The sequence below is a fragment of the Staphylococcus sp. HMSC062A01 genome, assembly GCF_001836805.1.
Lineage (GTDB): Bacteria > Bacillota > Bacilli > Staphylococcales > Staphylococcaceae > Staphylococcus > Staphylococcus haemolyticus.
Map to the genome: position 1 here is coordinate 1 of NZ_KV830603.1, position 26,367 is coordinate 26,367.

Sequence of the window (26,367 nt, forward strand, 5' to 3'; positions counted from 1 at the left end):
ACTCATCAGTCCGATTTGACGTAGAGCCTTTTTTATATGGAGCTAAACTTTCATTTTCTTATAAATGATTTAAGTGATAAAAATATTAAAATTTTAATAGTATTTTTTATGATGTTTAGTATAAAAAATATGTATATTAAATATTAGGAGAATACTTATGGGGGATTTATATTTAGTATTTATTTGTCTTGTTATTAGTCTTATGTTACTTCTTTTTAAAAAGAAGGTTGCCATTGCAAGTTTGTCGATTTTAATAGCGTTTACCTCATTATTAGTAGTAATGCCACAGCACATTGTTAATGCGCAAAGTAATGTATTAACGAAAGAGAAAGTTAAATTTGTGAAGGGTATTGACGGAGATACTGTTCAACTACTTTACAAAGGGAAGAAATCGACTTTTAGATTGTTGCTTATCGATACACCTGAAACTAAAGATCCACGTAAACCTGTTCAAAAATATGGTCCAGAAGCTAGTCGTTTCACGACAAATATGTTAGCGAATGCTCGTACTATTCAAGTGCAGTTTGATAGAGGGCAACGCACAGATAAATATGGTCGTTATTTAGCGTATGTTTATGCTGATGGTAGAATGGTTAACGAAGCCGTTGTAAGACAAGGATTAGCACGAGTAACATACATTTATCCACCTAATAATACGTTCGAACAGATGTTGAAGGTGAGTCAATCGAAAGCTCAAGCTGAAAAGTTAAATATTAGGAGTACGACAACATCGAACTCTAAAACCAAGACAGGTCAGACATCTACTGCCAACTCTACTGTGAAGCCAACAACACCAAAGACCTCGCCTTCAAAAACAACAAAAAAGCAATCTAAAGAATATTATAAAAATTGTACTTTGATGAGAAAGAAATATCCCAATGGAGTTAAAAAAGGACATCCTGCTTATCAATCTAAGTTAGACCGTGATAAAGATGGATGGGCATGTGAAAGATAAACATTAATCATATAGTGAATTAGGGTGCGAAACAATGAATTCGTAATGAATATTGTTTCGTACCTTTTTTATAGTGCAAAAGGCGTAACAATCAATTAATCAGCCTAATCATGATAAAATAAAGATTAATATTACAAATACTAGGTGAGAAGTTATGACTAAAGTCAATTTAATAGAAAGTCCGTATCCGCTTCAAAGTATCAAAGGACTAGGACCAAAAAGAATTGCTTTATTGCAAGAACTGAATATTAACACGGTTGAAGACTTAGTACTCTATCTACCGACTCGTTACGAAGATAATACAGTTATAGATTTAAATATGGCTGAAGATCAATCTACAGTCACAATTGTCGGAGAAGTTTATTCGATGCCAACTGTCGCATTTTTCGGCAGAAATAAATCAAAGTTAACAGTACACTTGATGGTAGATAACATCGCGGTCAAGTGTATCTTCTTTAATCAACCATACTTGAAAAAGAAAATTGAACTTCATGGGACGGTAACTGTTAAAGGAAAATGGAATCGTGCAAAACAAGAAATAAATGGGAACAGGATGTTTTTTAATGAAAAATCTCAAGATACAAATGAAATTAAGTTAGAACCTATTTATCGTATTAAAGAGGGCATTAAACAAAAACAAATGCGAGATATGATTTATCAAACTTTAGATGATGTTACAATCCATGAATGGCTTACAGAAGAACTTAAACAGAAATATAAATTAGAATCTTTAGAGGATACACTATATGCCTTACATCGTCCCAAGGATCGACAGGACTTATTACGTGCTAGAAGAACATATGCCTTTACTGAGTTATTTATGTTTGAATTAAGAATGCAGTGGTTAAATCGTTTAGAAAAGTCATCTGACGAAGCTATTGAGATAAATTACGATATTCAAAAAGTGAAAGATTTTATAGAAACTTTACCTTTTGAATTAACTGATGCACAAAAAAAGAGTGTGAATGAAATCTTTAGAGATTTAAAAGCGCCGATACGTATGCACCGATTACTACAAGGTGATGTAGGGTCAGGTAAAACAGTTGTTGCAGCAATATGTATGTATGCGTTGAAAACAGCGGGCTATCAATCAGCATTAATGGTCCCTACGGAAATTTTAGCTGAACAACATGCAAATAGTTTAATTAAACTGTTCGGTGAGTACATGAATGTAGCATTGCTGACAGGTTCTGTTAAAGGTAAAAAAAGAAAAGTTCTATTAGAGCAATTAGAAAATGGTACTATTGATTGTTTAATAGGTACACATGCGCTTATTCAAGATGATGTAACATTTCAAAATGTAGGACTTGTCATAACAGATGAACAACATCGTTTCGGAGTCAATCAACGTCAACTTTTAAGAGAAAAGGGTGCGATGACGAATGTACTCTTTATGACAGCAACACCAATTCCTAGAACACTTGCTATATCTGTATTTGGTGAAATGGATGTGTCATCAATTAAGCAACTACCTAAAGGACGCAAGCCAATTATTACAAATTGGTCAAAGCATGAACAATATGAGCAAGTGCTATCACAAATGACGTCTGAACTTAAGAAAGGACGTCAAGCCTATGTAATATGTCCGTTGATTGAGAGTTCAGAGCATCTTGAAGATGTGCAAAATGTAGTCGAGTTGTATGAATCACTTAAACTACATTATGGAGAGGAAAAAGTAGGGTTATTACATGGTAAAATGTCAGCTGAAGAAAAAGATGAGGTTATGATGCGATTCAGTCAACATGATATAGATATACTAGTTTCAACAACTGTAGTTGAAGTTGGCGTCAATGTACCAAACGCGACATTTATGATGATATATGATGCAGACCGCTTTGGTTTATCAACGTTGCATCAATTAAGAGGTCGTGTAGGACGTAGTGAACACCAAAGTTACTGTGTCCTTATCGCATCTCCCAAGACAGAAAATGGCATAGAACGCATGACTAATATGACGCAAACAACGGACGGTTTTGAATTGAGTGAGCGTGATTTAGAAATGCGTGGTCCTGGTGACTTCTTTGGAGTTAAACAAAGTGGTTTGCCTGAATTTATGGTAGCGAACATTGTTGAAGATTATCGAATGCTTGAAGTAGCTCGAGACGAGGCGGCAGAGTTGATACAATCAGGTGAATTTTTTACAGAAACATATCAGCACTTACGTGAATTCATTAATCAGAACTTGCTACATATGAGTTTTGATTGATGCTTAAAAGTCACTACTGTCAAAAAATAAAATATAGCACTATGATATTTGTTGAGCTTATCAAACGGAAAGTGTTATGATATGTGAGGAATGTTTAAGACTTGGTACTAATTTCACTTTTAAGGAGGGATTTAATTGAAATTGAAAAAAGCAAAACGTCGTCAGGCGATTCAAAAAGCAATTGAATTAAATCCCTTTATTACGGATAGTGAATTATGTGAACAGTTTGAAGTTAGTATTCAAACCATACGGTTAGATAGAACAAACCTAAGTATTCCAGAACTACGAAAGCGTATTAAATTAGTAGCTGAGCAAAATTATGAACAAATTCGTGCTCTAGAGGCAAATGAAGTGGTTGGAGATTTAATTCAAGTTGAACCAAATATATCCGCTCAATCCCTCATTGAAATTACTGAAGAATCCGTTTTTACGAAGACTCAGATAGCACGAGGTCATGTGTTATTTGCTCAGGCAAATTCGCTTTGTGTAGCTTTAATACATAAATCAACAGTGTTAACACAGGAAAGTAATGTAGCATTCATTGAGAAAGTTAAACTTAATGATACAGTAAGGGCAGAAGCACACGTTGTAAATAAAACTTCGCACCATTTTGTTATAGAAGTAAACTCATACGTAAGAGACACAATAGTGTTTAAAGGAACGTTTAAAATGTTTTATATAAGCGAGGATGAATGACATGGTTAAAATTGCTATTGATATGATGGGTGGAGATGACGCACCCGGTATCGTCTTAGAAGCTGTTGAGAAAGCAGTTAATGATTTTAAAGATTTAGAGATTATTTTATTTGGTGATAAAAATCAATACACACTCAATCATGAACGTATAGAATTTAGACATTGTTATGAGAAAATAGAAATGGAAGACGAACCTGTAAGAGCTATTAAACGTAAGAAAGACAGTTCAATGGTAAGAATGGCAGAAGCAGTGAAAAATGGTGAAGCGGATGGATGTGTGTCTGCAGGTAATACCGGTGCGCTTATGTCAGCAGGTTTATTCATTGTTGGTCGTATTAAAGGTGTGGCAAGACCAGCACTTGTAGTCACTTTACCAACAATTGATGGAAAAGGATTTGTATTTTTAGATGTGGGTGCCAATGCAGATGCGAAACCTGAACATTTATTGCAATATGCACAACTTGGTAATATTTATGCTAAAAAAATACGTGGCATTCAAAATCCTAAAGTATCATTATTAAATATCGGTACAGAACCAGCTAAAGGTAATACATTGACTAAGAAGTCTTACCAACTACTTAAAGACGATCAAAGCTTTAACTTTGATGGTAATATTGAAGCTAAAACGTTAATGGAAGGTAATACTGATGTAGTGGTAACTGATGGATATACGGGTAACATGGTACTTAAAAATATCGAAGGTACTGCAAAATCAATAGGTAAAATGTTGAAAGAAACATTTTTAGGAAGTTTAAAAAACAAACTAGCAGCTTTAGTATTAAAAAAAGACTTAGACACTTTTACTAAGAAGATGGATTATGCAGAATACGGTGGATCAGTATTATTAGGTCTTGACGGAACGGTTGTTAAAGCGCATGGTGGATCTAATGCTCGCGCGTTTTATTCTGCGATTCGACAAGCTAAAATTGCTGGCGATGAAAAGATTGTCGATATTATGAGAGAGACGGTAGGTGGTAAGGATGAGTAAAGTAGCAATTATTTTCCCAGGTCAAGGTGCACAAAAAGTTGGCATGGCAAGTGATTTGTTTAATGAGGATAAGAAAGCGACAAATATTCTAAATTCAGCTCAAGAAGCAATGGACTTTGATTTATTGGAAACGATGTTTACAGATAATGAGAACAAACTAGGTGAAACTGAACATACACAACCAGCTTTATTGACGCATAGTATAGCGTTATATAGTGCATTAGATAATATTAATGCTGATTATACTATGGGACACAGCTTAGGTGAATATTCTAGTTTAGTTGCTGCGGGAGTATTAAAATTTGAGGATGCAGTTAAGATTGTTCGCAAACGTGGTCAATTAATGGCTCAAGCTTTTCCAAATGGTGTTGGTAGTATGGCAGCAGTATTAGGTTTGAGTTATGAAGAAGTAGACCGAATTTGTAAAGAATTATCTACAAATGATGAATTGGTCGAACCAGCAAACATTAATTGTCCAGGTCAAATTGTAGTGTCAGGTCACAAATCACTTATTGATAAATTTGTTGAAGAAGGTAAATCGTTAGGTGCTAAACGCGTCTTACCTTTAGCGGTTTCTGGACCTTTCCATTCTTCAATGATGCAAGTGATTGAAAAAGACTTTGAGTCTTTCATTAATCAATTCGAGTGGCATGATGCATCGTTCCCGATAGTTCAAAATGTTAATGCACAAGGTGAAACTGATGCAACAACAATTAAGTCTAATATGATTAAGCAATTATATTCACCCGTTGAATTTATCGATTCAGCAGAATGGTTAATTGCTCAAGGTGTAGATCATTTTATAGAAATTGGTCCTGGTAAGGTCTTATCTGGTTTAATTAAGAAAATAAATCGCGATGTTAAATTGACATCAATTCAAACATTAGAAGATGTGAAAGGATGGAATAATCATGACGAATAAAAATGCATTAGTGACTGGTGCTTCAAGAGGTATAGGTCGTAGTATCGCATTACAATTGGCTGAAGATGGTTTCAATGTAGCCGTAAACTATGCAGGTAATAAAGAAAAAGCTGAAGCAGTTGTTTCTGAAATTAAAGCTAAAGGTGTTGAAAGTTTTGCGATTCAAGCAAATGTAGCTGAAGGCGACGAAGTTAAAGCTATGATTAAAGAAGTCGTTAGTCAATTTGGTTCGTTAGATGTACTTGTGAATAACGCTGGTATCACTCGTGATAACTTATTAATGCGCATGAAAGAACATGAATGGGATGATGTTATCAATACTAACCTTAAAGGTACATTTAATTGCATTCAAAAAGCTACACCTCAAATGCTTCGTCAACGTGGTGGTGCAATCATTAACTTATCAAGTATTGTAGGTGCCATGGGTAATCCAGGACAAGCTAACTATGTTGCTACTAAAGCAGGTATAGAAGGTTTAACGAAATCAAGCGCACGTGAACTTGCATCACGTGGTATTACAGTCAATGCGGTAGCACCTGGTTTCATTGTTTCGGATATGACAGACGCACTGAGTGATGATTTAAAATCACAAATGTTGGAACAAATACCACTATCTCGATTTGGTGAAGATACAGATATAGCGAATACAGTAGCATTTTTAGCATCTGATAGAGCGAAATATATTACTGGCCAAACAATCCATGTCAATGGTGGCATGTACATGTAAATGAAGTACTTGAATTTTATTATCAGTGTTTAAGAAATGCTTGTATTTTACCCATTAAAATGGGAAAATAAAGTAGTCTATGGATAGACACTTTTAAAGGAGGTGAATCGACGTGGAAAACTTCGATAAAGTAAAAGATATCATCGTTGACCGTTTAGGTGTAGATGCTGATAAAGTAACTGAAGACGCATCTTTCAAAGATGATTTAGGCGCTGACTCACTTGATATCGCTGAATTAGTGATGGAATTAGAAGATGAATTTGGTACTGAAATTCCTGATGAAGAAGCTGAAAAAATCAATACTGTTGGTGATGCAGTTAAATACATCAATAGTCTTGAAAAATAAAAACTTACATCTGAGTCGTCTACAAGATGGCTCAGATTTTTTTCTTAAGAATCAAACAAAGAATAAACATATGGGAGGTTCTAATGTGACAAATCCAAAAAAAATAGAAATGGTTAATGACTTTCAACAACAGTTTGCGAAGAAAATGAATGAGTTGGGATTTACATATTCAAATATTGACTTGTATCAACAAGCTTTTTCTCATTCAAGTTTTATCAATGACTTTAATATGGACCGTTTGGCGCATAATGAGCGACTCGAATTTTTAGGCGATGCGGTATTAGAATTGACGGTATCACGCTACCTTTTTGATAAACATCCGGATCTACCAGAAGGTAATTTAACAAAAATGCGTGCAACAATTGTATGTGAGCCCTCACTTGTAATATTTGCTAACAAAATCGAGTTAAATCAACTTATCTTATTAGGTAAAGGTGAAGAAAAAACGGGTGGGAGAACACGCCCTTCATTAGTGTCCGATGCCTTTGAAGCTTTTGTCGGGGCTTTATATCTTGATCAAGGATTAGATGTAGTTTGGCAATTTGCTGAGAAAGTGATTTTTCCATATGTTGAGGATGATGAATTGGTTGGTGTTGTTGATTTTAAAACACAATTTCAAGAGTATGTTCATAGTCAAAATCGTGGAGATGTGACTTATCGTTTAATTAAAGAAGAAGGTCCAGCGCATCATCGATTGTTTACGTCGGAAGTCATTTTAGAGAATGAAGCAGTAGCAACAGGTCAAGGTAAAACTAAAAAAGAATCAGAACAAAAAGCGGCAGAGAGCGCTTATTCAAAATTAAAAAGCAATAATAATCTTTAACATATATTAAAGAAAACCATTAAACGGTAAAATATTGTCCTCCTCTCAACTAGAATGAGTGGAATGATTAACAAGGAGAATAGTATGGTGTATTTAAAATCAATTGATGCCATAGGTTTTAAATCATTTGCAGATCACACAGATGTTCAATTTGACAAGGGTGTAACTGCAATTGTTGGGCCTAATGGTAGCGGAAAAAGTAATATCACTGATGCCATTAAATGGGTATTAGGTGAACAGTCCGCCAAATCATTACGTGGCTCTAAAATGGAAGATATTATTTTTTCAGGAGCAGAACATCGAAACGCTCAGAATTATGCAGAAGTACAATTGAAACTTGACAATAAAGCTAGAAAGTTACAAGTTGATTCAGATGATATCGTCGTGACACGTCGTTTATACCGTAGTGGTGAGAGCGAATACTATCTTAATAATGATAAAGCGCGTTTAAGGGATATCACTGAACTATTCCTGGATTCTGGTTTAGGAAAAGAAGCATTTAGTATTATATCTCAAGGTAGAGTAGATGAAATTTTAAATGCTAAACCTATTGATAGACGACAAATACTTGAAGAATCAGCTGGTGTATTAAAATATAAGAAGCGAAAAGCTGAATCATTACAAAAGTTAGACCACACTGAAGATAATCTTACGCGCGTAGAAGATATTTTATATGATTTAGAAGGACGCGTTGAACCATTAAAAGCTGAAGCATCAATTGCAAAAGAGTATTTAAAATTGTCTGAAGAGATGAAACAAAGTGATGTTATTGTTACTGTAAATGATATCGACCAATATTCAGAGGATAATCGTCAACTGGATCAAAAATTAAATGATTTAAAAAGCCAACAAGCGGATAAAGAAGCAAAACAAGCTCAGATTAATAAATATATTCAAAAGCAAAAGTCTCAACGTCAACAAATTGATAATGACATTGAACAATTAAACTATAATTTAATCAAAGCTACTGAAGAATATGAAAAGTTCACAGGTCGATTGAATGTTTTAGAAGAAAGAAAACGAAATCAATCAGAAACGAATGCTCGTTTTGAAGAAGAGTTAGATAATTTACATCAAGAATTAAAAAATGCTCATAATGAAAAAGCTGATATTACTCAACAAATTACTGCTTTAAAAGAAAAACAAAAAGAGTTGAATAATAGTATTCATCAATTAGAATCACAACTGTATGTTTCTGATGAACAACATGACGAAAAATTGGAATCAATCAAAAATGAATACTATGAATTAATGTCTGAACAATCAGATGTAAATAATGACATTCGCTTTTTAGAGCATACGATTAAAGAGAATGAAGCGAAAAAATCACGCTTAGATTCTCGCTTGGTTGAAGCTTTCAATCAACTTAAAGCGTTGCAAAGTGAAATTTCTAATACAGAACGCAACCATCAAGCTACTGTTAAACAATTGAGCGATATTGAGACTCAAATAAGTCAACTAGAACAGCAGTTATCAAAAGCTAAACAAACTCAAACTGAATATGAAGATAAACTTTATCAGGCTTATCGATACACTGATAAAATGAGAGCTAGAATAGAGAGTTTAGAAACTCAAGAAGAGGATTATACTTATTTCTTTAATGGTGTTAAACATGTGTTAAAAGCTAAAAATGATAACCTACAAGGTATTCATGGTGCTGTTGCAGAAGTGATAAATGTGCCATCTGAATTGACTCAAGCGATTGAGACCGCATTAGGTGCTTCATTACAACATATCATAGTTGATAGTGAAAAAGATGGACGCCAGGCAATACAATTTTTAAAGCAAAAGGGTCTTGGTAGAGCCACATTCTTACCATTAAATGTTATAAAATCGAGACAATTATCTAATAATATTAGGCACATCGCTGAAAATACAAATGGATTTATCAATGTAGCTTCAGATGCGATTAAAGTTAATTCACAATATCAAGCTGTAGTTGAAAATTTAATAGGTACTACTATTATCGTAGACAATTTGAAACATGCTAATGAACTGGCAAGAGCTATCCAATATAAAACACGCATTGTAACTTTAGAAGGAGATATTGTTAATCCTGGTGGTTCTATGACCGGTGGTGGTGCGCGCAAGACGAAGAGTATTCTATCACAAAAAGATGAACTGACAACTATGCGTAATCAATTAAAAGATTATGAATCACAAACACAAGATTTCGAGAAACAGTTACAAAAACACAAAAATGAAGTTGAACATCTCAGCGAAACTTATTTTAAAATGAGTCAGCAATATAACGAAGTAAAAGAACAATCTCATAATGAAGCGTTAGAATTAGATCGACTTAAAACACAAGAAGCGCACATTAAAGATGAACATGAGGAATTTGAATTCGAGAAAAATGATGGCTACCAAAGTGAAAATAGTCGCATTACTTTAACTGAAAAACAAGAGCGATTAACTATTATTCAAGGTAAGTTAAAACAACTTGAAACAGATATTGAACGTTATACTCAATTATCTAAAGAAGGTAAAGAGAATACCACTCAAGTGCAACAACAATTAAACCAAAAACGCTCTGACTTAGCTGTAATTAAAGAACGAATAAATGCTCAAAAAGCGTCATTAGAACGTACAGATAAACAGATAGAGACGATTAACAAACAATTAACAAATGTTGACGATAAAATTAAACTCTTCAATTCTGACGAAATGATGGGGGAACAAGCATTTGAAAAATTACAACAACAGATAAAATCTAAAGAAAATGACCGACAATCCATCACTGATCAGTTAAAACAATTGAAAAAAGAACGTATTGATGTCAATGAAGATGTTGAGTCACATGAAGCTACATTGCAAGAATGTCATCAAGATTTATTGTCAATTGAAAGTTTTTATCAAGATATAAAAGCACAACAATCGAAATTAGATGTATTGATTAACCATGCAATTGATCATTTGAATGATGAATATCAACTAACTGTTGAGCGGGCTAGAAGTGAATTCTCTTCAGAAACGCCAATTGATGCGCTGAGAAAGAAAGTCAAACTAACTAAAATGTCAATTGAAGAACTAGGGCCAGTAAATATTAATGCTATTGAGCAATTTGAAGAATTAAATGAGCGTTATACTTTCCTAGATGAACAACGTACAGACTTGCGTGAAGCGAAACAAACACTTGAACAAATTATAAGTGAGATGGACCAAGAAGTGAAAGGTCGTTTTAAAGAAACGTTTTTACAAGTGCAAGCTCATTTTACGACAGTATTTCAGTCGTTATTTGGAGGTGGACATGCTAAATTAGAGTTAACAGATGATGATTATTTATCAGCTGGTGTCGATATTATTGTTCAACCACCTGGTAAGAAATTGCAACACTTATCTTTATTAAGTGGTGGTGAGCGTGCATTAAGTGCTATTGCACTACTATTTGCTATCTTGAAAGTAAGATCTGCTCCATTTGTTATACTAGATGAAGTAGAGGCTGCACTCGATGAAGCGAATGTAATTCGATACGCTCAATTTTTAAAAGAATTATCTATTCAAACTCAATTTATTGTTATTACACATCGAAAAGGAACTATGGAATATTCAGACCGTTTATATGGTGTGACGATGCAAGAGTCAGGTGTTTCAAAATTAGTAAGTGTCAACTTAAATACAATTGATGAGGTTATGAAGGAGGAACAAGCATGAGTTTCTTTAAACGATTAAAAGACAAATTTTCAACGAAATCTACTGAAGATATAGAACAAGAATTATCAGAAGAAGAAGGCAATCAGAGTAGCACAATTCATGATGACAATGATGAAGCACAGATAGAACCGAAGAAAAAACCGCGTAAATTAAGTGAAGCGGATTTTGATGACGATGGATTAATTTCAATTGAAGATTTTGAAGAAATTGAAGCACAAAAAATGGGGGCTAAATTTAAAGCAGGTCTTGAAAAATCACGTCAGAACTTCCAAGAACAACTTAATAATTTGATCGCACGTTATAGAACAGTAGATGAAGATTTCTTCGAAGCACTTGAAGAAATGTTAATCACTGCAGATGTTGGTTTCAACACAGTAATGCAATTAACAGAAGAATTACGTACTGAAGCACAACGTCGAAATATACAAGAAACTGAAGATTTACGTGAAGTTATTGTTGAAAAGATTGTTGAAATCTATCATCAAGAAGATGACCAATCAGAAGCAATGAATCTTGAAGACGGCCGTTTGAATGTCATTTTAATGGTTGGCGTAAATGGTGTTGGTAAAACAACTACAATCGGTAAATTAGCACACAGATATAAAATGGAAGGAAAAAAAGTAATGCTTGCCGCTGGAGATACATTTAGAGCTGGTGCAATTGATCAACTACAAGTTTGGGGTGACCGTGTAGGTGTTGAAGTAATTCGTCAAAGTGAAGGTTCAGATCCTGCTGCAGTTGTATATGATGCAATTAATTCCGCTAAAAATAAAGGTGTCGATATATTAATTTGTGATACTGCAGGACGTTTACAAAACAAATCTAATTTAATGCAAGAATTGGATAAAATGAAACGTGTCATTAGCCGAGCTGTGCCAGATGCGCCACATGAAGCTTTATTATGCTTAGATGCAACAACAGGTCAAAACGCATTATCTCAAGCACGTTCATTTAAAGAAGTTACAAACGTATCAGGTATAGTATTAACTAAATTAGATGGTACTGCTAAAGGTGGTATTGTACTTGCGATTAGAAATGAACTTCACATACCTGTGAAATATGTAGGATTAGGTGAGAAACTTGATGACTTACAACCATTTAACCCAGAAAGTTATGTATATGGCTTATTTGCAGATATGATTGAACAAAATGAAGATATTCCAGATGAAGTTGCTGAATTAGATTTTAATAATGAGGATAATCCAAATGGGGAAAAATGATTTAGTTAAAACTTTGCGAATGAATTATTTGTTTGATTTTTATCAAACATTATTAACTGAAAAACAAAGAAATTATATGGAACTGTTTTATTTGAGAGACTATTCACTAAGTGAAATTGCAGAGACATTTGATGTGAGTAGACAAGCAGTTTATGATAATATAAGAAGAACTGGCGATTTAGTAGAAGATTATGAAGCTAAATTGAATTTGTATGAAAAATTTGAACAACGTCGTAAAATTTATGACGATATGAAACAAACATTAAATGATTCTAAGAAGTTAGAACAATACATTAATCAATTAGAAGAATTAGAATAAATAGAGATAAAGGAGGGCAATTGATATGGCATTTGAAGGATTATCTGATCGTTTGCAAGCTACGATACAGAGAATGCGTGGTAAAGGTAAAGTTACTGAAGCGGATATTAAAGCAATGATGCGTGAAGTACGATTAGCATTATTAGAAGCCGATGTAAACTTTAAAGTAGTTAAAGAATTTGTTAAGACAGTGTCAGATCGTGCCTTAGGATCAGATGTAATGCAATCATTAACACCTGGTCAACAAGTCATTAAAATTGTACAAGATGAATTAACTCAATTAATGGGTGGCGAAAACTCAACGATTAAAATGGCAAACAAGCCACCTACTGTTGTTATGATGGTTGGTTTACAAGGTGCAGGTAAAACAACAACAGCCGGTAAACTAGCATTATTAATGCGTAAAAAATATAATAAAAAGCCAATGTTAGTTGCAGCGGATATTTATCGTCCAGCGGCAATTAACCAATTACAAACGGTAGGTAAACAACTTGACGTTCCTGTTTATAGTGAAGGGGACCAAGTTAAACCGCAACAAATAGTTGAAAATGCATTAAAACATGCCAAAGAAGAACATTTAGATTTTGTAATCATTGATACAGCAGGTCGTTTGCATATTGATGAAGCGTTAATGAATGAACTTCAAGAAGTTAAAGAAATTTCTAAACCTAATGAAATCATGTTAGTTGTAGATGCTATGACTGGGCAAGACGCTGTTAACGTTGCTCAATCATTTGATGACCAATTAGACGTTACTGGTGTTACGTTGACTAAATTAGATGGAGATACTCGTGGTGGTGCTGCTTTATCTATTCGTTCAGTAACTCAAAAACCAATTAAATTTGTTGGTATGAGTGAGAAGATGGATGGACTTGAACTGTTCCACCCAGAGCGAATGGCTTCTCGTATACTTGGTATGGGAGATGTTTTAAGTCTTATTGAAAAGGCACAACAAGATGTTGACCAAGAAAAAGCTAAAGATTTAGAACAAAAAATGCGTAATTCTACGTTCACATTGGACGATTTCCTTGAACAATTGGATCAAGTTAAAAATCTTGGCCCACTTGATGACATCATGAAAATGATTCCAGGAATGAATAAGATGAAAGGCATGGATAAGTTAAATATGGATGAAAAGCAAATTGACCATATTAAAGCAATTATCCAGTCTATGACACCAAGTGAAAGAGAAAACCCAGCAGTACTAAATGTTTCAAGAAAAAAACGTATCGCCAAAGGTTCTGGGCGTTCACTACAAGAAGTGAATCGCTTGATGAAACAATTTAATGATATGAAGAAAATGATGAAGCAATTCAGTGGTGCTGGCCGTAAAGGTAAAAAAGGCAAACGTAGTCAAATGGAAAATATGTTAAAAGGTATGAACTTACCATTTTAATTAAGTGAAAATATCGAACGCTTCTCAAATAGTGTTCGATATTTTGATGTTTATTGAAAAAATAAATGTACTACCAAACATTTAGCAAAAGGTTCGGCCTAGCTAAAGCTAGTCCATAACCAAATCTACGGTTTTAAAAAAACCTAGATTTGGTAAAGAAAAAAGTCTTTACAAAATATCAAGTTACTGTTAATATTATTTCTTGTAGAAAATAAAAAGTAAAAGATATAAAGGAGAGTTTTATATATGGCAGTTAAAATTCGTTTAACTCGTTTAGGTTCAAAAAGAAATCCATTCTATCGTATCGTAGTAGCAGACGCACGTTCACCACGTGATGGTCGTATTATCGAACAAATCGGTACTTACAACCCAGCTAGTGTTAATGCTCCAGAAGTTAAAATTGATGAAGAATTAGCATTAAAATGGTTAAAAGACGGTGCTAAACCAACTGATACAGTTCATAATATCTTATCTAAACAAGGTATTTTAAAAACTTTTGATGAACAAAAACACGCTAAATAATTAGCTTAAACTTTATAAGTAAAGTAATAGAGGCGCCAACTGATGGCGCCTTTTTAAATACTGAAAAATCATGATATGATAAACAAAATGACATTAATGGATTAAATGAGGTGCAAATATGCAAGTTGAAGTTGGTCAAATCGTAAATACACATGGAATTAAAGGTGAAGTTAAAGTGAAATCTAATTCCGATTTTACGGATACCCGTTTCCAACCAGGTGAAGTATTGACGGTAAATCATCAAAATCATGAAGAACAATTGACGGTCTTATCTTACCGTGTTCATAAAGGATTTCATATGTTGAAATTTGAGGGAATAAATAACATTAATGACGTCGAACAATATAAAGGTGACTATTTGTACCAAGAACGCGATCATGAAGATATTGAATTAGCTGAAAATGAATATTACTACTCTGACATCATTGGAAGTACTGTATTTGATAATGACAATCAACCTATCGGCAGAGTTATCAATATTTTTGAAACAGGTGCAAATGATGTTTGGGTTGTTAAAGGAGAAAAGGAATATCTCATTCCTTATATAGCTGATGTAGTTAAAGAAATTGATATTGAAAATAAAACGATTCGTATAACACCTATGGAAGGGTTGTTAGATTAATGAAAATTGATTATTTAACTTTATTTCCTGAGATGTTTGATGGCGTGCTCAATCACTCCATTTTAAAAAGGGCACAGGATAAAGAAATCATTAGTGTGAATACTGTGAATTTTAGAGATTATGCCATTAATAAACATAATCAAGTGGATGATTACCCATTTGGTGGTGGACAGGGTATGGTCCTAAAACCTGAACCAGTCTTCAATGCTATGAAAGATTTACAACGAACTGATCAAACGCGTGTCATTTTAATGTGTCCTCAAGGTAGACCTTTTTCACAAGAAATTGCACAAGAATTAAGCGAAGCTGAGCATATCGTATTTATTTGTGGACATTATGAAGGTTATGATGAACGTATAAGAACGCACCTAGTGACGGATGAAATTTCAATTGGGGATTATGTATTAACTGGAGGAGAATTGCCAGCGATGACGATGACAGATGCGATTGTGCGATTAATACCAGGTGTATTAGGAAATCAACAATCACATCAAGATGATTCGTTCTCAGATGGTCTATTAGAATTCCCTCAATATACGCGTCCAAGAGAATTTGAAAATATGACCGTTCCAGATGTATTATTATCAGGTAATCATGCAAATATTGAACAATGGCGACATGAACAAAAATTAATCCGTACTTATCATAAGCGACCGGACTTACTTGATCGATATCCTTTAACAGAAGACGATGAAAAATTTATAGAAAGCTATAAAAAGCAATTGAAAAACAATTAGTATTATGCTAATATATATCAAGTGTGAAAAGACACTAATTATCACTATGATCCGCTGCTATATGAATGTCTAGGCAAGAACATAGGTTGAAGGAGAGTATATCAATGAGTAATCATAAGTTAATCGAAGCAGTTACAAAATCACAATTACGTACAGACTTACCAACATTCCGTACTGGTGATACTTTACGTGTACACGTACGTATCGTAGAAGGTTCACGTGAACGTATCCAAGTATTCGAAGGTGTTGTAATCAAACGTCGTGGTGGAGGAATTTCTGAAACTTTCACAGTTCGTAAAATTTCTTCAGGTGTAGGCGTGGAACGTACATTCCCATTACACACTCCAAAAATCGAAAAAATCGAACTTAAACGTCGTGGTAAAGTACGTCGTGCTAAATTATACTACTTACGTAGTTTACGTGGTAAAGCTGCTAGAATCCAAGAAATTCGTTAATCAGCAAACTGAGTATAATAATAAGACAGAGATTAGATACAACGTTTGTCTTACAAATAAAGCTTCCAATCTTCTTCTTTCAAGTTGAGATTGGAAGCTTTATTATTTTTATTCACATTTAAAACAATTAAAGTTTAATTTATTAACTATCTTAATTTATCGTTTTTTCTTAACCCATAAACTAAATAATATACTACCGATAACACCAATGAAACTCATAATAGCAAGTAGATAGAATTGAGGAGGGGTGTATGTGAGTTTAATCACTTTATCTCCTTTATTAACTGATATTGCTGTCATGATACCATTAGCTTGGTGAACAGGTATTTCTTTCCCATCGACTTTCGCATGCATACCATTTGCATATACTGTTGGTAAAATGACATAGCCTGTTGCGTTCTTTGGTTTCTTGACGACATAACCATTTCTCATGTCTTTAACTTTCACAGGTGTTAATTCTTTTGAAGCTTTTTTAAGTGTGCTGTAGTCCTCACCATAAATACCTTTTACAGATAAACGATAATTCCCTTTAGATAGATGAATATTTAGCTTATCAGACGCTTTAACACGCATTGTAACTGGTGTAACTAAGCGACGATATTTGTAGCTCAGTTCATTTCGATTTTGCGAATATTCATTAACACCTACTGAATGCGCTTTGTCAGGCGAAAGTAGTTCAACATCCATTTCTACGTACATATCTTTATACTGATTAGCGACAGATTCAGGTAATTTTAATGTAACCCCACCATTATCTTTGTGTACTTTAAGATGATTTTGATTTTTCCAAGTCGCATTTTTTGTAGACATTTTTGACTTGTTTAAAAGGTTTTTATTAGCTTTAAATGAAGTATTTGCTTTTTCTGAATTGTCGTTTAATACGATCCCTTTTAACATAGCTTGTTCACGATCTAAAGGTGACTTTAAATCATCACTATTATATATATGATTAGTTACATGAGCTGATGGATAGTCAATCATGTTTTTAGAATGGATAAGCGTATTTTTACCATTCAATATCATATCTTTCTTTTCAAAACCGTAAGTCATATTTTGATCTTCAGGATGACGTAGTCGATCTTGAACATTCCATAAAGCAGTTAAGTTTGCACGATTTCCTAAAAAGCGATACGTACTATTTTTATCAACAGGCATATTAATTTGCATTAATTTATCATAATATTTCAAAATTCCTCCATCAAAAATGCTTGAGTATAACGAAATACCATTGTAGTGATAAAGAAAAGGAGAATTTAATGCATATGCCGACATATAATCAATACGATGAAATGGATCATCATGATGTTCTTTGATAGAATCAATTTTTTTAGCAATAGTATCATTATAGTATGAAGGATCGCTCAATGTATTGATTGTCGTTGAATATGGGTCTATCGTTCTTTGTCTTGAATCATGTGTCATTATAATTTGTTGACCGAAAAATAGCACAATCAACGATAACATAATAATTGGTTGTTTCAGTAAAGATTTGTGATAGATAAATATTCCTAGCACAACGATGATAATTAAAGCAATTACCATCCAATCTACAAAGTTGTCAGCTATGATATATCTACACAAACCACCAATAAATACGGGCACAGCTGCAAATAGAAACTGTTTCATAGTCAACTCTGATAAGTGATAAATATATAAAGCAATCAGTCCACTTGTAGATAACACTAAGAAATAAACCCACCGTCGTTGTGGTAATGAGAATCCATTAAAAGCACTGTCAAAGTACTGTGATAATGAACCAATAAGTAAGAACCACGTTATAATAGCAAAAATTTTATAGTAATAGTGTTTATATAACTTTGGCGTTAATAATGCTACCAATGCAATAAGTGATATTGTTACATAAAAGCCATTTGAAAATATATAATAATTATTTTTAGTTAGATCAGTAAATAGAGAGAGGTTGAAATCAGAATTTTGTTGGCGATCATTATTTAGGAAAGATGATACACCAGTGTAAAAACCTAATATGCTTGATAGGAGCGCAAACATAGCCCCTATAATTAGTAAATAACATTTTTGCCAACGAGATACGATGTCATAGCGATACTGGAATACGACACGTAATATAAAATAAATACCTAACACAATGGCTTGATAATAAGTAAAGTAAAAATTTGAAAATAGTGTGATTGCCACTGCAAAGATGAACAAACCTATCTTTCTACGTTGAAAGAAACGTTCCATTCCCCATAATGATAATGGCAATATAATTAACAAATCTCCATAAAATGACCAAGTAAAATTGTAATATAACACTACTGTTGATGCCCCATATAAAATTGTTGCTATCAACAGAGGTGTAGAACTTAACTTTAAATATCTAAAATAATAAAATGCACAAATAAAAGTAATTATTGTTCGTACATAAGCAACAATTAATTGATTCGTTGGCCAAAAGCGAATGTTTTGCGGTTGCCAATGGAATAAATGTTCACCAATCCATACAATAATAAAATTGACCCACATAATTGGTGTAAGGGAATAATAATAGGCTAACCCTTTAACATAATCACCGCCTAGTCCAAATGAATGATCGTAAAATCCTTTTAATTGTGTGAAGTGTTCATATAAATATAATTGGAACGGCATCATTTGTCTAAAACCATCACCAGAGCCACTAAATACCACGCCATCTTTTATGTAATCTCGGATAAATGGATAATAAATGGTTAGTGTTACGATATTAGCTATGATGAAAATGAGACCAAACGTCCAAAAGGGTTTTGACCATATTTTTTTAATCAAATTACTTCCTCATCTTTCGTTTTTTTGAATTAATAATTTTTACAAAAACAGCACTAAGAATCATACTCATTAATGAAATGAATATCATAGTATTCCAGTAAGGAGGTTGATATTTAATGACAATTTGTTTTGCATTTTTTTCGACTGGAACACCGGTCATCATATAATTTACTTTTTGGATTTTTGCAGGTTGTCCATCAACATATGCACGCATTCCTTTTCGATAAGGAATGTTTATTGAGGCTATACCACTCTCATGGTGACTGAGTTGGACTTGTATACCATTTTTAATATCATGATAACTTGTATCAAAATTAGCATTATCATGCACCTTTTTAAGCGTATCATAATTTTCGCCATTTAATTGTTGTAAATCGACATAAAATTCACCATCAGGCGAAAGGGTAATAGTGATATCACCATTTTTATCTGGATGAGTGCGATAAAGTTGAGTGTCTACACCTGTTCGATAGGTAGAATTATTAAACAATCGATGATTAGCGTAATTATTGATAGCGACTGTGTAATTACTATCTGGATTACCTCTCTTAATCTTCATCGTTAAATAAAAATCATCATATTTATCACGTATTTGTTTTGGAAGATGTAATTTTATAGTACCACCTTTGCCACCAATAACCTTATAGCGATTTTTTCCAATTTGCTTAGTATTTTGTTGTTGCATATCAACTTTTGATAGTAAATTAGATGCTGGTTGTTTGAAAGATTTTCCTGCATTATCCATGATCACACCATTTAACATCGCATGCTCACGATCTATAGATGTTTTTAAAGATTTACTATTATAAACATTTTTCGTAACTTTAACACTCGGCAAATTAAGTGTATTTTCATAGATAGAATATTGTCCACTTGTTTTAACCTTTTTAAAATAGGCGGGTAAATTTCCCTGATAATCTTTTAGCATCATATAACGTACTGAGAAAAGACTTGCTATATTTTGTCGACCATTTATTGATTGATAGCGACTTAGTGACTCCTCGGCAAGATTAATTTTTAGTGCATCATAATAGTAATCGAGAATATTATGATGGAAGATACTTGAATATAAACTTAGTCCTTTAAAGTGTTGGTACATAGGTGTGTTATCTTGCTCATTCACTCGCCAATCGATACGTTCATCTTCTCGCTTACTATTCTTCATTGTATTAACTAATGAACGTTGTAAGTCTGAACTATATAAACTTGAGTTAATATAAAATGTATTAGCTCGTTCTTGATGATCTTTAAAATAAATTTGATTTTTAATAAAGACGAAAGAAACCATTAAATTGAGTAAGATTATAGAAATGCCGAATATATAGCTTAGATTAATGCGATAACGTCTATCTTTTAAAATTAAAATAAGTAACCCTATTAAAGAAACGATTGGTACAAGTACAAGCCAAGCTACAAATTTATGATAGGTAATAGCACTAGCGAAAATGATAATTTCAGCAATAATATTACTAATTAAATATGATTTGATTTTTAGTGTTCTAAAATATTTTAGAAATAGACCAATTAATATGGCTGAATTAAAAGACAATATAAAATGCCAACGTTTTTGTGGTGCAGAAAATCCATTAAACAATTGATCGATAAATGGTACAAAGCTTAATAGAATAAATGCGAAAGTTAAAATTGCGAATAAGCGATAATAAAAGTGTTTATAAAGTTTAATACATAATAATGCTTGAATAGTTAGAAATAACAATACGATTAAATAATTATCAAAGAAGATATTTGTGTTAATATCTAGCTTTTCGAAGGTATTTACTGTTCCTGAAAAAGGGACACGACGATTATTTAAAAAACTTTGAACACCGTGGAAGAACATAAATAAACTATTACCTAATCCTAAAATGGCACTGATAGCAAATAATAGTAAAGCTTTGCCACGTGGAATAATATCTTTAGAGTGTCTAAAAATTATACGAAGAAGTATGTAACTTGCACCTATAAGACAAAGATAATATGCAAAGTAGAAATTATTTATCATTATTAGTGTAATTGTGACAATAAATAGACCAAACTTTTGTTTTTGAAGTGTGCGTTCTATAGAAAATAGTAACAATGGCATCCAAATAAATACATCACTAAAGAATGGCCAATAAACAGTAAAGCGATAATAAAGCGGCGACATAACAAATAGAAATGCCATAATAATACTAATCCAAGTATTACGTGAAATAAATTTACTATAGAGATAGGTACAATACATCGCTAATGCAGCTTTAATAATGGAAATAACTAGCGCATTTACCATCCAAAATAGTAATCCCTGAGTATTTATATGAATAATTGTTTTTAATAGAATGATACATAGTACATTAATAATAAATAGTATGTTTGTTGAGAAATAATAGCTTAAATCCGTAAAAAAATCTCCACCTAGACCAAAATCAGTAGCATAAAAAAGATTGCCAACGCTCCATTTATCAAATAGAAACATTTGAATAGGTATCATCTGTTCGATACCATCGTTGGGTCCTGTAAATAAAACGCCGTCGTGAATAAAGCGAAAAATTATATAGCTATGTCCTATGAAAGACAGAGTTAAGAATATACCTATATATATTAATATTTTCTTCATAATTTACCTCTAAGCGATAGGATTATAATTGTAACAGTATAATTAAATTGTAGGGGATAGATTGTGCGATTAAAAGTAATTATGCTTTTCTGACATTATAAACTTATTGTACTTTATCGTTTTAATTAATGAATGATAAAATAAATGATGAACTTAGAAAAAAAGTGGCTCTCAAATAAAAATTCAATTATAATCAACAAGTTGAATTAAAATATATCGAAAGTAAGGTGACAATTAATGGCAATTCAATGGTATCCAGGACATATGGCAAAAGCTAAACGAGAGGTAACAGAACAATTAAAAAAAGTAGATGTTGTATTTGAATTAGTTGATGCACGTATTCCATATAGTTCTCGTAACCCAATGATTGATGAAGTAATTAAACAAAAACCGCGCGTAGTTATTCTTAATAAAAAAGATATGTCCAATTTAAATGAAATGCAAAAATGGGAACGCTTCTTTATAGATAAAGGATATTATCCTGTGTCAGTAGATGCTAAGCATGGCAAAAATTTAAAAGGTGTAGAAACTGCAGCCATAGCAGCAACAAAAGAAAAATTTGAACGTGAGAAAGCTAAAGGACTTAAACCTAGAGCAATTAGAGCAATGATTGTTGGCATACCTAACGTTGGTAAATCAACATTGATTAATAAATTAGCACGAAAAAATATTGCACAAACTGGTAATAAACCAGGTGTAACCAAACAACAACAGTGGATTAAAGTTGGGCAATCTTTACAATTATTAGATACACCTGGAATTTTATGGCCTAAATTTGAAGATGAAATTGTTGGTAAAAAATTAAGTTTAACAGGCGCAATAAAAGACAGTATTGTACATTTAGATGAAGTTGCTATCTATGGTTTACAGTTTTTAATTAACCATGATTTAGAAGGTTTTAAGCAACATTATAAGATTGATTTACCTGCAGATGCTGAAATATTAGAATGGTTTGATGCAATTGGACGTCGACGTGGACTTTTACAAAGAGGCAATGAAGTAGATTACGAAGCGGTTATTGAACTGATAATTAATGACGTTAGAAATGCCAAAATTGGAACATACTGTTTTGACTTATATTCAGAAATGAAGAGTGAATTAGATAATGATACAAACAATTAATGAAGCAAAGCACATATTATCTGAAATTAACTCAATTGAAGTTTTAGAACAACATGAATTAAATCAAGACGCTCGTAAAGGGGTACAACAAGCTATTACAAGACGTCGTAAACAACTTTTAAAAGAACAAGAAATTTTAGACCATTACAATACAATGAATCAATTTGAAAATGAGTTGCTGAATAACAATCCTCAAGCATTAATCTGTGGTATTGACGAGGTTGGACGTGGTCCGCTAGCAGGTCCTGTTGTTGCATGTGCAGTGATTTTAAATGAAGGGCATCGCTATTTAGGACTTGATGATTCTAAAAAAGTAACAGCGAGAAAAAGACAAATACTTAATAAAAAGCTTAAAGACGGGGTGTTGGAGTATGCCTATGGTTTAGCTAGACCAGAAGAGATCGATGAACTGAATATATATAATGCAACTAAAGTAGCAATGAATCGAGCTTTGAGTCAATTAGTAAATCGTCCAGATCATTTATTAATAGATGCAATGTCTTTAGATACAACAATTCCTCAAACATCTATTATTAAAGGCGACGCAAAGAGTGTGTCTATTGCTGCAGCAAGTATAATGGCAAAAGAATACAGAGATGATTTAATGAAAGAGATTGCAGATGAATATCCAGGATATGAATTTGAGAAAAATGTGGGTTACGGAACTAAAGCACATTTAGAAAGCCTAAATAAACTCGGTATTACACCGTATCATCGTAAAAGCTTTGAACCAATCAAATCTATGATGTAATTATTTGAATTTTTAATTAATTGCAAAAAGTGGAACACTTTCAGTTTACAATAGCGCTTTCATTTTCTATAATTATAACTGAACTTAACCTAAGAAGTAGGAGGATGGAAGATGAATATCCACGAGTATCAAGGTAAAGAAATATTTCGTTCTATGGGCGTAGCCGTTCCAGAAGGACGAGTTGCATTTACTGCTGAAGAAGCAGTGGAAAAGGCTAAAGAATTAGACACAGAGGTTTATGTGGTTAAAGCACAAATCCACGCTGGGGGTAGAGGTAAAGCAGGTGGAGTTAAGATTGCTAAATCATTATCTGAGGTTGAAACTTATGCCAATGAATTATTAGGTAAACAATTAGTTACACATCAAACTGGACCTGAAGGTAAAGAAGTTAAACGTTTGTATATTGAACAAGGTTGCGATATTCAAAAAGAATATTATGTAGGTTTTGTAATTGACCGTGCAACTGATCGTATTACTTTAATGGCTTCAGAAGAAGGCGGTACTGAAATTGAAGAAGTAGCTGCTAAAACACCAGAAAAAATCTTTAAAGAAACAATCGACCCAGTTGTAGGTTTATCACCTTATCAAGCGCGTCGTATTGCTTTCAACATTAACATTCCAAAAGAATCTATTAATAAAGCAGCGAAATTCTTAATTTCTTTATACAATGTATTTATCGAAAAAGATTGTTCTATCGTTGAAATTAACCCATTAGTTACTACTGGTGAAGGTGAAGTTTTAGCTTTAGATGCTAAAATCAACTTCGATGACAATGCATTATTCAGACATAAAGATATCCAAGAATTACGTGATTTAGAAGAAGAAGATCCTAAAGAGATTGAAGCATCTAAATATGACTTATCTTACATTGCATTAGATGGAGATATTGGTTGTATGGTTAATGGTGCTGGTTTAGCGATGGCTACAATGGATACTATTAATCATTTTGGTGGAAATCCAGCTAACTTCCTAGACGTAGGGGGCGGCGCTACAAAAGAAAAAGTTACTGAAGCATTCAAAATCATCTTAGGTGATGACAATGTTAAAGGTATCTTTGTAAACATCTTCGGTGGAATCATGAAATGTGATGTTATTGCTGAAGGTATCGTAGCAGCAGTTAAAGAAGTTGAATTAACTTTACCATTAGTAGTTCGTTTAGAAGGTACAAATGTAGAACGCGGTAAAGAAATCTTAAACGAATCAGGTTTAGCAATTGAACCAGCAGCTACAATGGCTGAAGGCGCTCAAAAAATTGTTAAGCTTGTTAAAGAAGCGTAAGGAAAGGATGGGAACACTAAGATGAGTGTATTTATAGATAAAAATACTAAAGTAATGGTACAAGGTATTACAGGGTCTACTGCCCTTTTCCATACAAAACAAATGCTTGATTATGGTACACAAATTGTTGCAGGGGTAACACCAGGTAAAGGTGGACAAGTTGTTGAAGGCGTACCTGTATATAATACTGTTGCAGAAGCTAAAGAAGAAACAGGTGCTAACGTATCTGTAGTTTATGTTCCAGCGCCCTTTGCAGCAGATTCTATTTTGGAAGCAGCAGATGCAGATTTAGATATGGTTATTTGTATTACTGAACATATTCCTGTTGTTGACATGGTTAAAGTTAAGCGTTACTTAGAAGGAAGAAAAACACGCTTAGTTGGACCAAACTGCCCAGGTGTTATTACTGCTGATGAATGTAAAATTGGTATCATGCCAGGATATATTCATAAAAAAGGTCATGTAGGTGTTGTATCACGTTCTGGTACGTTAACTTACGAAGCGGTTCATCAATTAACTGAAGAAGGCATTGGTCAAACTACAGCTGTAGGTATTGGAGGCGACCCTGTCAACGGTACTAACTTTATCGATGTACTTAAAGCGTTTAATGAAGATGAAGATACTAAAGCTGTTGTAATGATTGGTGAAATTGGTGGTACTGCTGAAGAAGAAGCAGCTGAATGGATTAAAGCGAATATGAACAAACCAGTTATTGGTTTCATTGGTGGTCAAACAGCACCTCCAGGTAAACGTATGGGTCACGCTGGTGCGATTATTTCTGGTGGTAAAGGTACTGCAGATGAAAAAATTAAAACATTAAATGAATGTGGTGTTAAAACTGCGGATACACCTTCAGAAATCGGTACTACATTAATCGAAGCAGCTAAAGAAGCTGGTATTTATGAGGAATTATTAACAATTAAATAATCATCATTAAAATTTGAATTGATTTTATTGTCTAAGACCTGATTTCTAATATTGGAAATCAGGTCTTTTGTTTAATTTATTATAAAATATATAATGATGGTGCGTTGATAAAAGGAGTGAGCATCATGAATAAAATATCATATCATCAAATTTTTCTATTCGGAAAATAACTATCAGTGTAGTGTCTTTTGTAGTAGGTTCTTTATTTTTTATTAATCAAAATTATAGTGCATATGCAAGTGAGATAAAATCTAACGATAAAGTAGTAATAACTTCACAGGATGATTTTAATAAAAATATAGTTGTGATAAATGAAACAAGTTCTAAAAAACAATATGG

At 33.1% G+C, this 26,367-nt stretch carries 22 protein-coding genes; 20 read left to right on the top strand and 2 right to left on the bottom strand.

What is annotated here, in order from left to right; translation table 11 throughout:
• Positions 1-157 precede the first annotated feature (157 nt).
• The 16 genes from HMPREF2715_RS02225 (at position 158) to rplS (ending at position 16,588) form a co-directional block, all read left to right on the top strand.
• A complete protein-coding gene (locus HMPREF2715_RS02225; protein WP_070581155.1) occupies positions 158-955 on the top strand; it encodes a thermonuclease family protein in 798 nt (265 codons plus the stop codon).
• A gap of 154 nt (positions 956-1,109) precedes the next feature.
• Positions 1,110-3,161, top strand: coding sequence for an ATP-dependent DNA helicase RecG (gene recG / locus HMPREF2715_RS02230; protein WP_070839252.1), 2,052 nt, complete (start codon positions 1,110-1,112; stop codon positions 3,159-3,161).
• A gap of 135 nt (positions 3,162-3,296) precedes the next feature.
• Positions 3,297-3,857, top strand: coding sequence for a transcription factor FapR (fapR, locus tag HMPREF2715_RS02235; RefSeq protein ID WP_070678513.1), 561 nt, complete (start codon positions 3,297-3,299; stop codon positions 3,855-3,857).
• Position 3,858: 1 nt separating this feature from the next.
• Positions 3,859-4,845: a phosphate acyltransferase PlsX gene (gene plsX / locus HMPREF2715_RS02240; RefSeq protein ID WP_070678516.1), complete on the top strand. Its 987-nt coding sequence runs from the start codon at positions 3,859-3,861 to the stop codon at positions 4,843-4,845.
• The gene (gene fabD, locus HMPREF2715_RS02245) at positions 4,838-5,767 is read left to right on the top strand and encodes an ACP S-malonyltransferase (RefSeq protein ID WP_011275969.1); all 930 of its coding nucleotides are present in this window, start codon (positions 4,838-4,840) and stop codon (positions 5,765-5,767) included. Before plsX ends, fabD begins: the two co-directional genes overlap by 8 nt.
• Positions 5,757-6,494 (top strand): 3-oxoacyl-[acyl-carrier-protein] reductase, encoded by a 738-nt coding sequence (gene fabG / locus HMPREF2715_RS02250; RefSeq protein WP_011275968.1) that lies wholly within the window; start codon positions 5,757-5,759, stop codon positions 6,492-6,494. The genes fabD and fabG overlap by 11 nt, the downstream gene beginning before the upstream one ends.
• A 112-nt stretch (positions 6,495-6,606) precedes the next feature.
• The gene (locus HMPREF2715_RS02255) at positions 6,607-6,840 is read left to right on the top strand and encodes an acyl carrier protein (protein ID WP_001830184.1); all 234 of its coding nucleotides are present in this window, start codon (positions 6,607-6,609) and stop codon (positions 6,838-6,840) included.
• A gap of 70 nt (positions 6,841-6,910) precedes the next feature.
• On the top strand, positions 6,911-7,663 hold the full coding sequence (gene rnc / locus HMPREF2715_RS02260) for a ribonuclease III (protein WP_210423027.1): 753 nt from the start codon (positions 6,911-6,913) through the stop codon (positions 7,661-7,663).
• Between the two features lie 84 nt (positions 7,664-7,747).
• Positions 7,748-11,317, top strand: coding sequence for a chromosome segregation protein SMC (gene smc, locus HMPREF2715_RS02265; protein WP_033080065.1), 3,570 nt, complete (start codon positions 7,748-7,750; stop codon positions 11,315-11,317).
• Positions 11,314-12,537: a signal recognition particle-docking protein FtsY gene (gene ftsY, locus HMPREF2715_RS02270; protein WP_011275965.1), complete on the top strand. Its 1,224-nt coding sequence runs from the start codon at positions 11,314-11,316 to the stop codon at positions 12,535-12,537. The genes smc and ftsY overlap by 4 nt, the downstream gene beginning before the upstream one ends.
• Positions 12,524-12,856: a putative DNA-binding protein gene (locus HMPREF2715_RS02275; protein WP_011275964.1), complete on the top strand. Its 333-nt coding sequence runs from the start codon at positions 12,524-12,526 to the stop codon at positions 12,854-12,856. Before ftsY ends, HMPREF2715_RS02275 begins: the two co-directional genes overlap by 14 nt.
• 25 nt (positions 12,857-12,881) lie before the next feature.
• Positions 12,882-14,252, top strand: a complete 1,371-nt coding sequence (gene ffh / locus HMPREF2715_RS02280; protein ID WP_011275963.1) for a signal recognition particle protein — start codon at positions 12,882-12,884, stop codon at positions 14,250-14,252.
• Between the two features lie 246 nt (positions 14,253-14,498).
• Positions 14,499-14,774 carry a 30S ribosomal protein S16 gene (rpsP, locus tag HMPREF2715_RS02285; protein WP_011275962.1) on the top strand — a complete coding sequence of 92 codons (276 nt, stop codon included), beginning with the start codon at positions 14,499-14,501 and terminating at the stop codon, positions 14,772-14,774.
• Between the two features lie 118 nt (positions 14,775-14,892).
• The gene (gene rimM / locus HMPREF2715_RS02290; protein ID WP_011275961.1) at positions 14,893-15,396 is read left to right on the top strand and encodes a ribosome maturation factor RimM; all 504 of its coding nucleotides are present in this window, start codon (positions 14,893-14,895) and stop codon (positions 15,394-15,396) included.
• A complete protein-coding gene (gene trmD / locus HMPREF2715_RS02295) occupies positions 15,396-16,133 on the top strand; it encodes a tRNA (guanosine(37)-N1)-methyltransferase TrmD (protein ID WP_011275960.1) in 738 nt (245 codons plus the stop codon). Before rimM ends, trmD begins: the two co-directional genes overlap by 1 nt.
• Before the next feature lie 104 nt (positions 16,134-16,237).
• The gene (gene rplS / locus HMPREF2715_RS02300) at positions 16,238-16,588 is read left to right on the top strand and encodes a 50S ribosomal protein L19 (protein ID WP_011275959.1); all 351 of its coding nucleotides are present in this window, start codon (positions 16,238-16,240) and stop codon (positions 16,586-16,588) included.
• Positions 16,589-16,744: 156 nt separating this feature from the next.
• On the opposite strand, the gene HMPREF2715_RS02305 is transcribed toward rplS, so the two are convergent.
• Positions 16,745-19,354, bottom strand: a complete 2,610-nt coding sequence (locus HMPREF2715_RS02305) for a YfhO family protein (protein WP_070442282.1) — start codon at positions 19,352-19,354, stop codon at positions 16,745-16,747.
• Position 19,355: 1 nt separating this feature from the next.
• A complete protein-coding gene (locus tag HMPREF2715_RS02310) occupies positions 19,356-21,950 on the bottom strand; it encodes a YfhO family protein (RefSeq protein ID WP_070839254.1) in 2,595 nt (864 codons plus the stop codon).
• Positions 21,951-22,187: 237 nt separating this feature from the next.
• On the opposite strand from HMPREF2715_RS02310, the gene ylqF reads away from it, so the two are divergent.
• The 4 genes from ylqF (at position 22,188) to sucD (ending at position 26,028) form a co-directional block, all read left to right on the top strand.
• A complete protein-coding gene (gene ylqF, locus HMPREF2715_RS02315; protein ID WP_070442290.1) occupies positions 22,188-23,072 on the top strand; it encodes a ribosome biogenesis GTPase YlqF in 885 nt (294 codons plus the stop codon).
• Positions 23,056-23,823, top strand: a complete 768-nt coding sequence (locus tag HMPREF2715_RS02320; protein ID WP_070839257.1) for a ribonuclease HII — start codon at positions 23,056-23,058, stop codon at positions 23,821-23,823. The genes ylqF and HMPREF2715_RS02320 overlap by 17 nt, the downstream gene beginning before the upstream one ends.
• Positions 23,824-23,934: 111 nt before the next feature.
• Positions 23,935-25,101 carry an ADP-forming succinate--CoA ligase subunit beta gene (sucC, locus tag HMPREF2715_RS02325; protein WP_053017080.1) on the top strand — a complete coding sequence of 389 codons (1,167 nt, stop codon included), beginning with the start codon at positions 23,935-23,937 and terminating at the stop codon, positions 25,099-25,101.
• Between the two features lie 21 nt (positions 25,102-25,122).
• Positions 25,123-26,028: a succinate--CoA ligase subunit alpha gene (gene sucD, locus HMPREF2715_RS02330; RefSeq protein ID WP_037551652.1), complete on the top strand. Its 906-nt coding sequence runs from the start codon at positions 25,123-25,125 to the stop codon at positions 26,026-26,028.
• Positions 26,029-26,367: the final 339 nt, after the last annotated feature.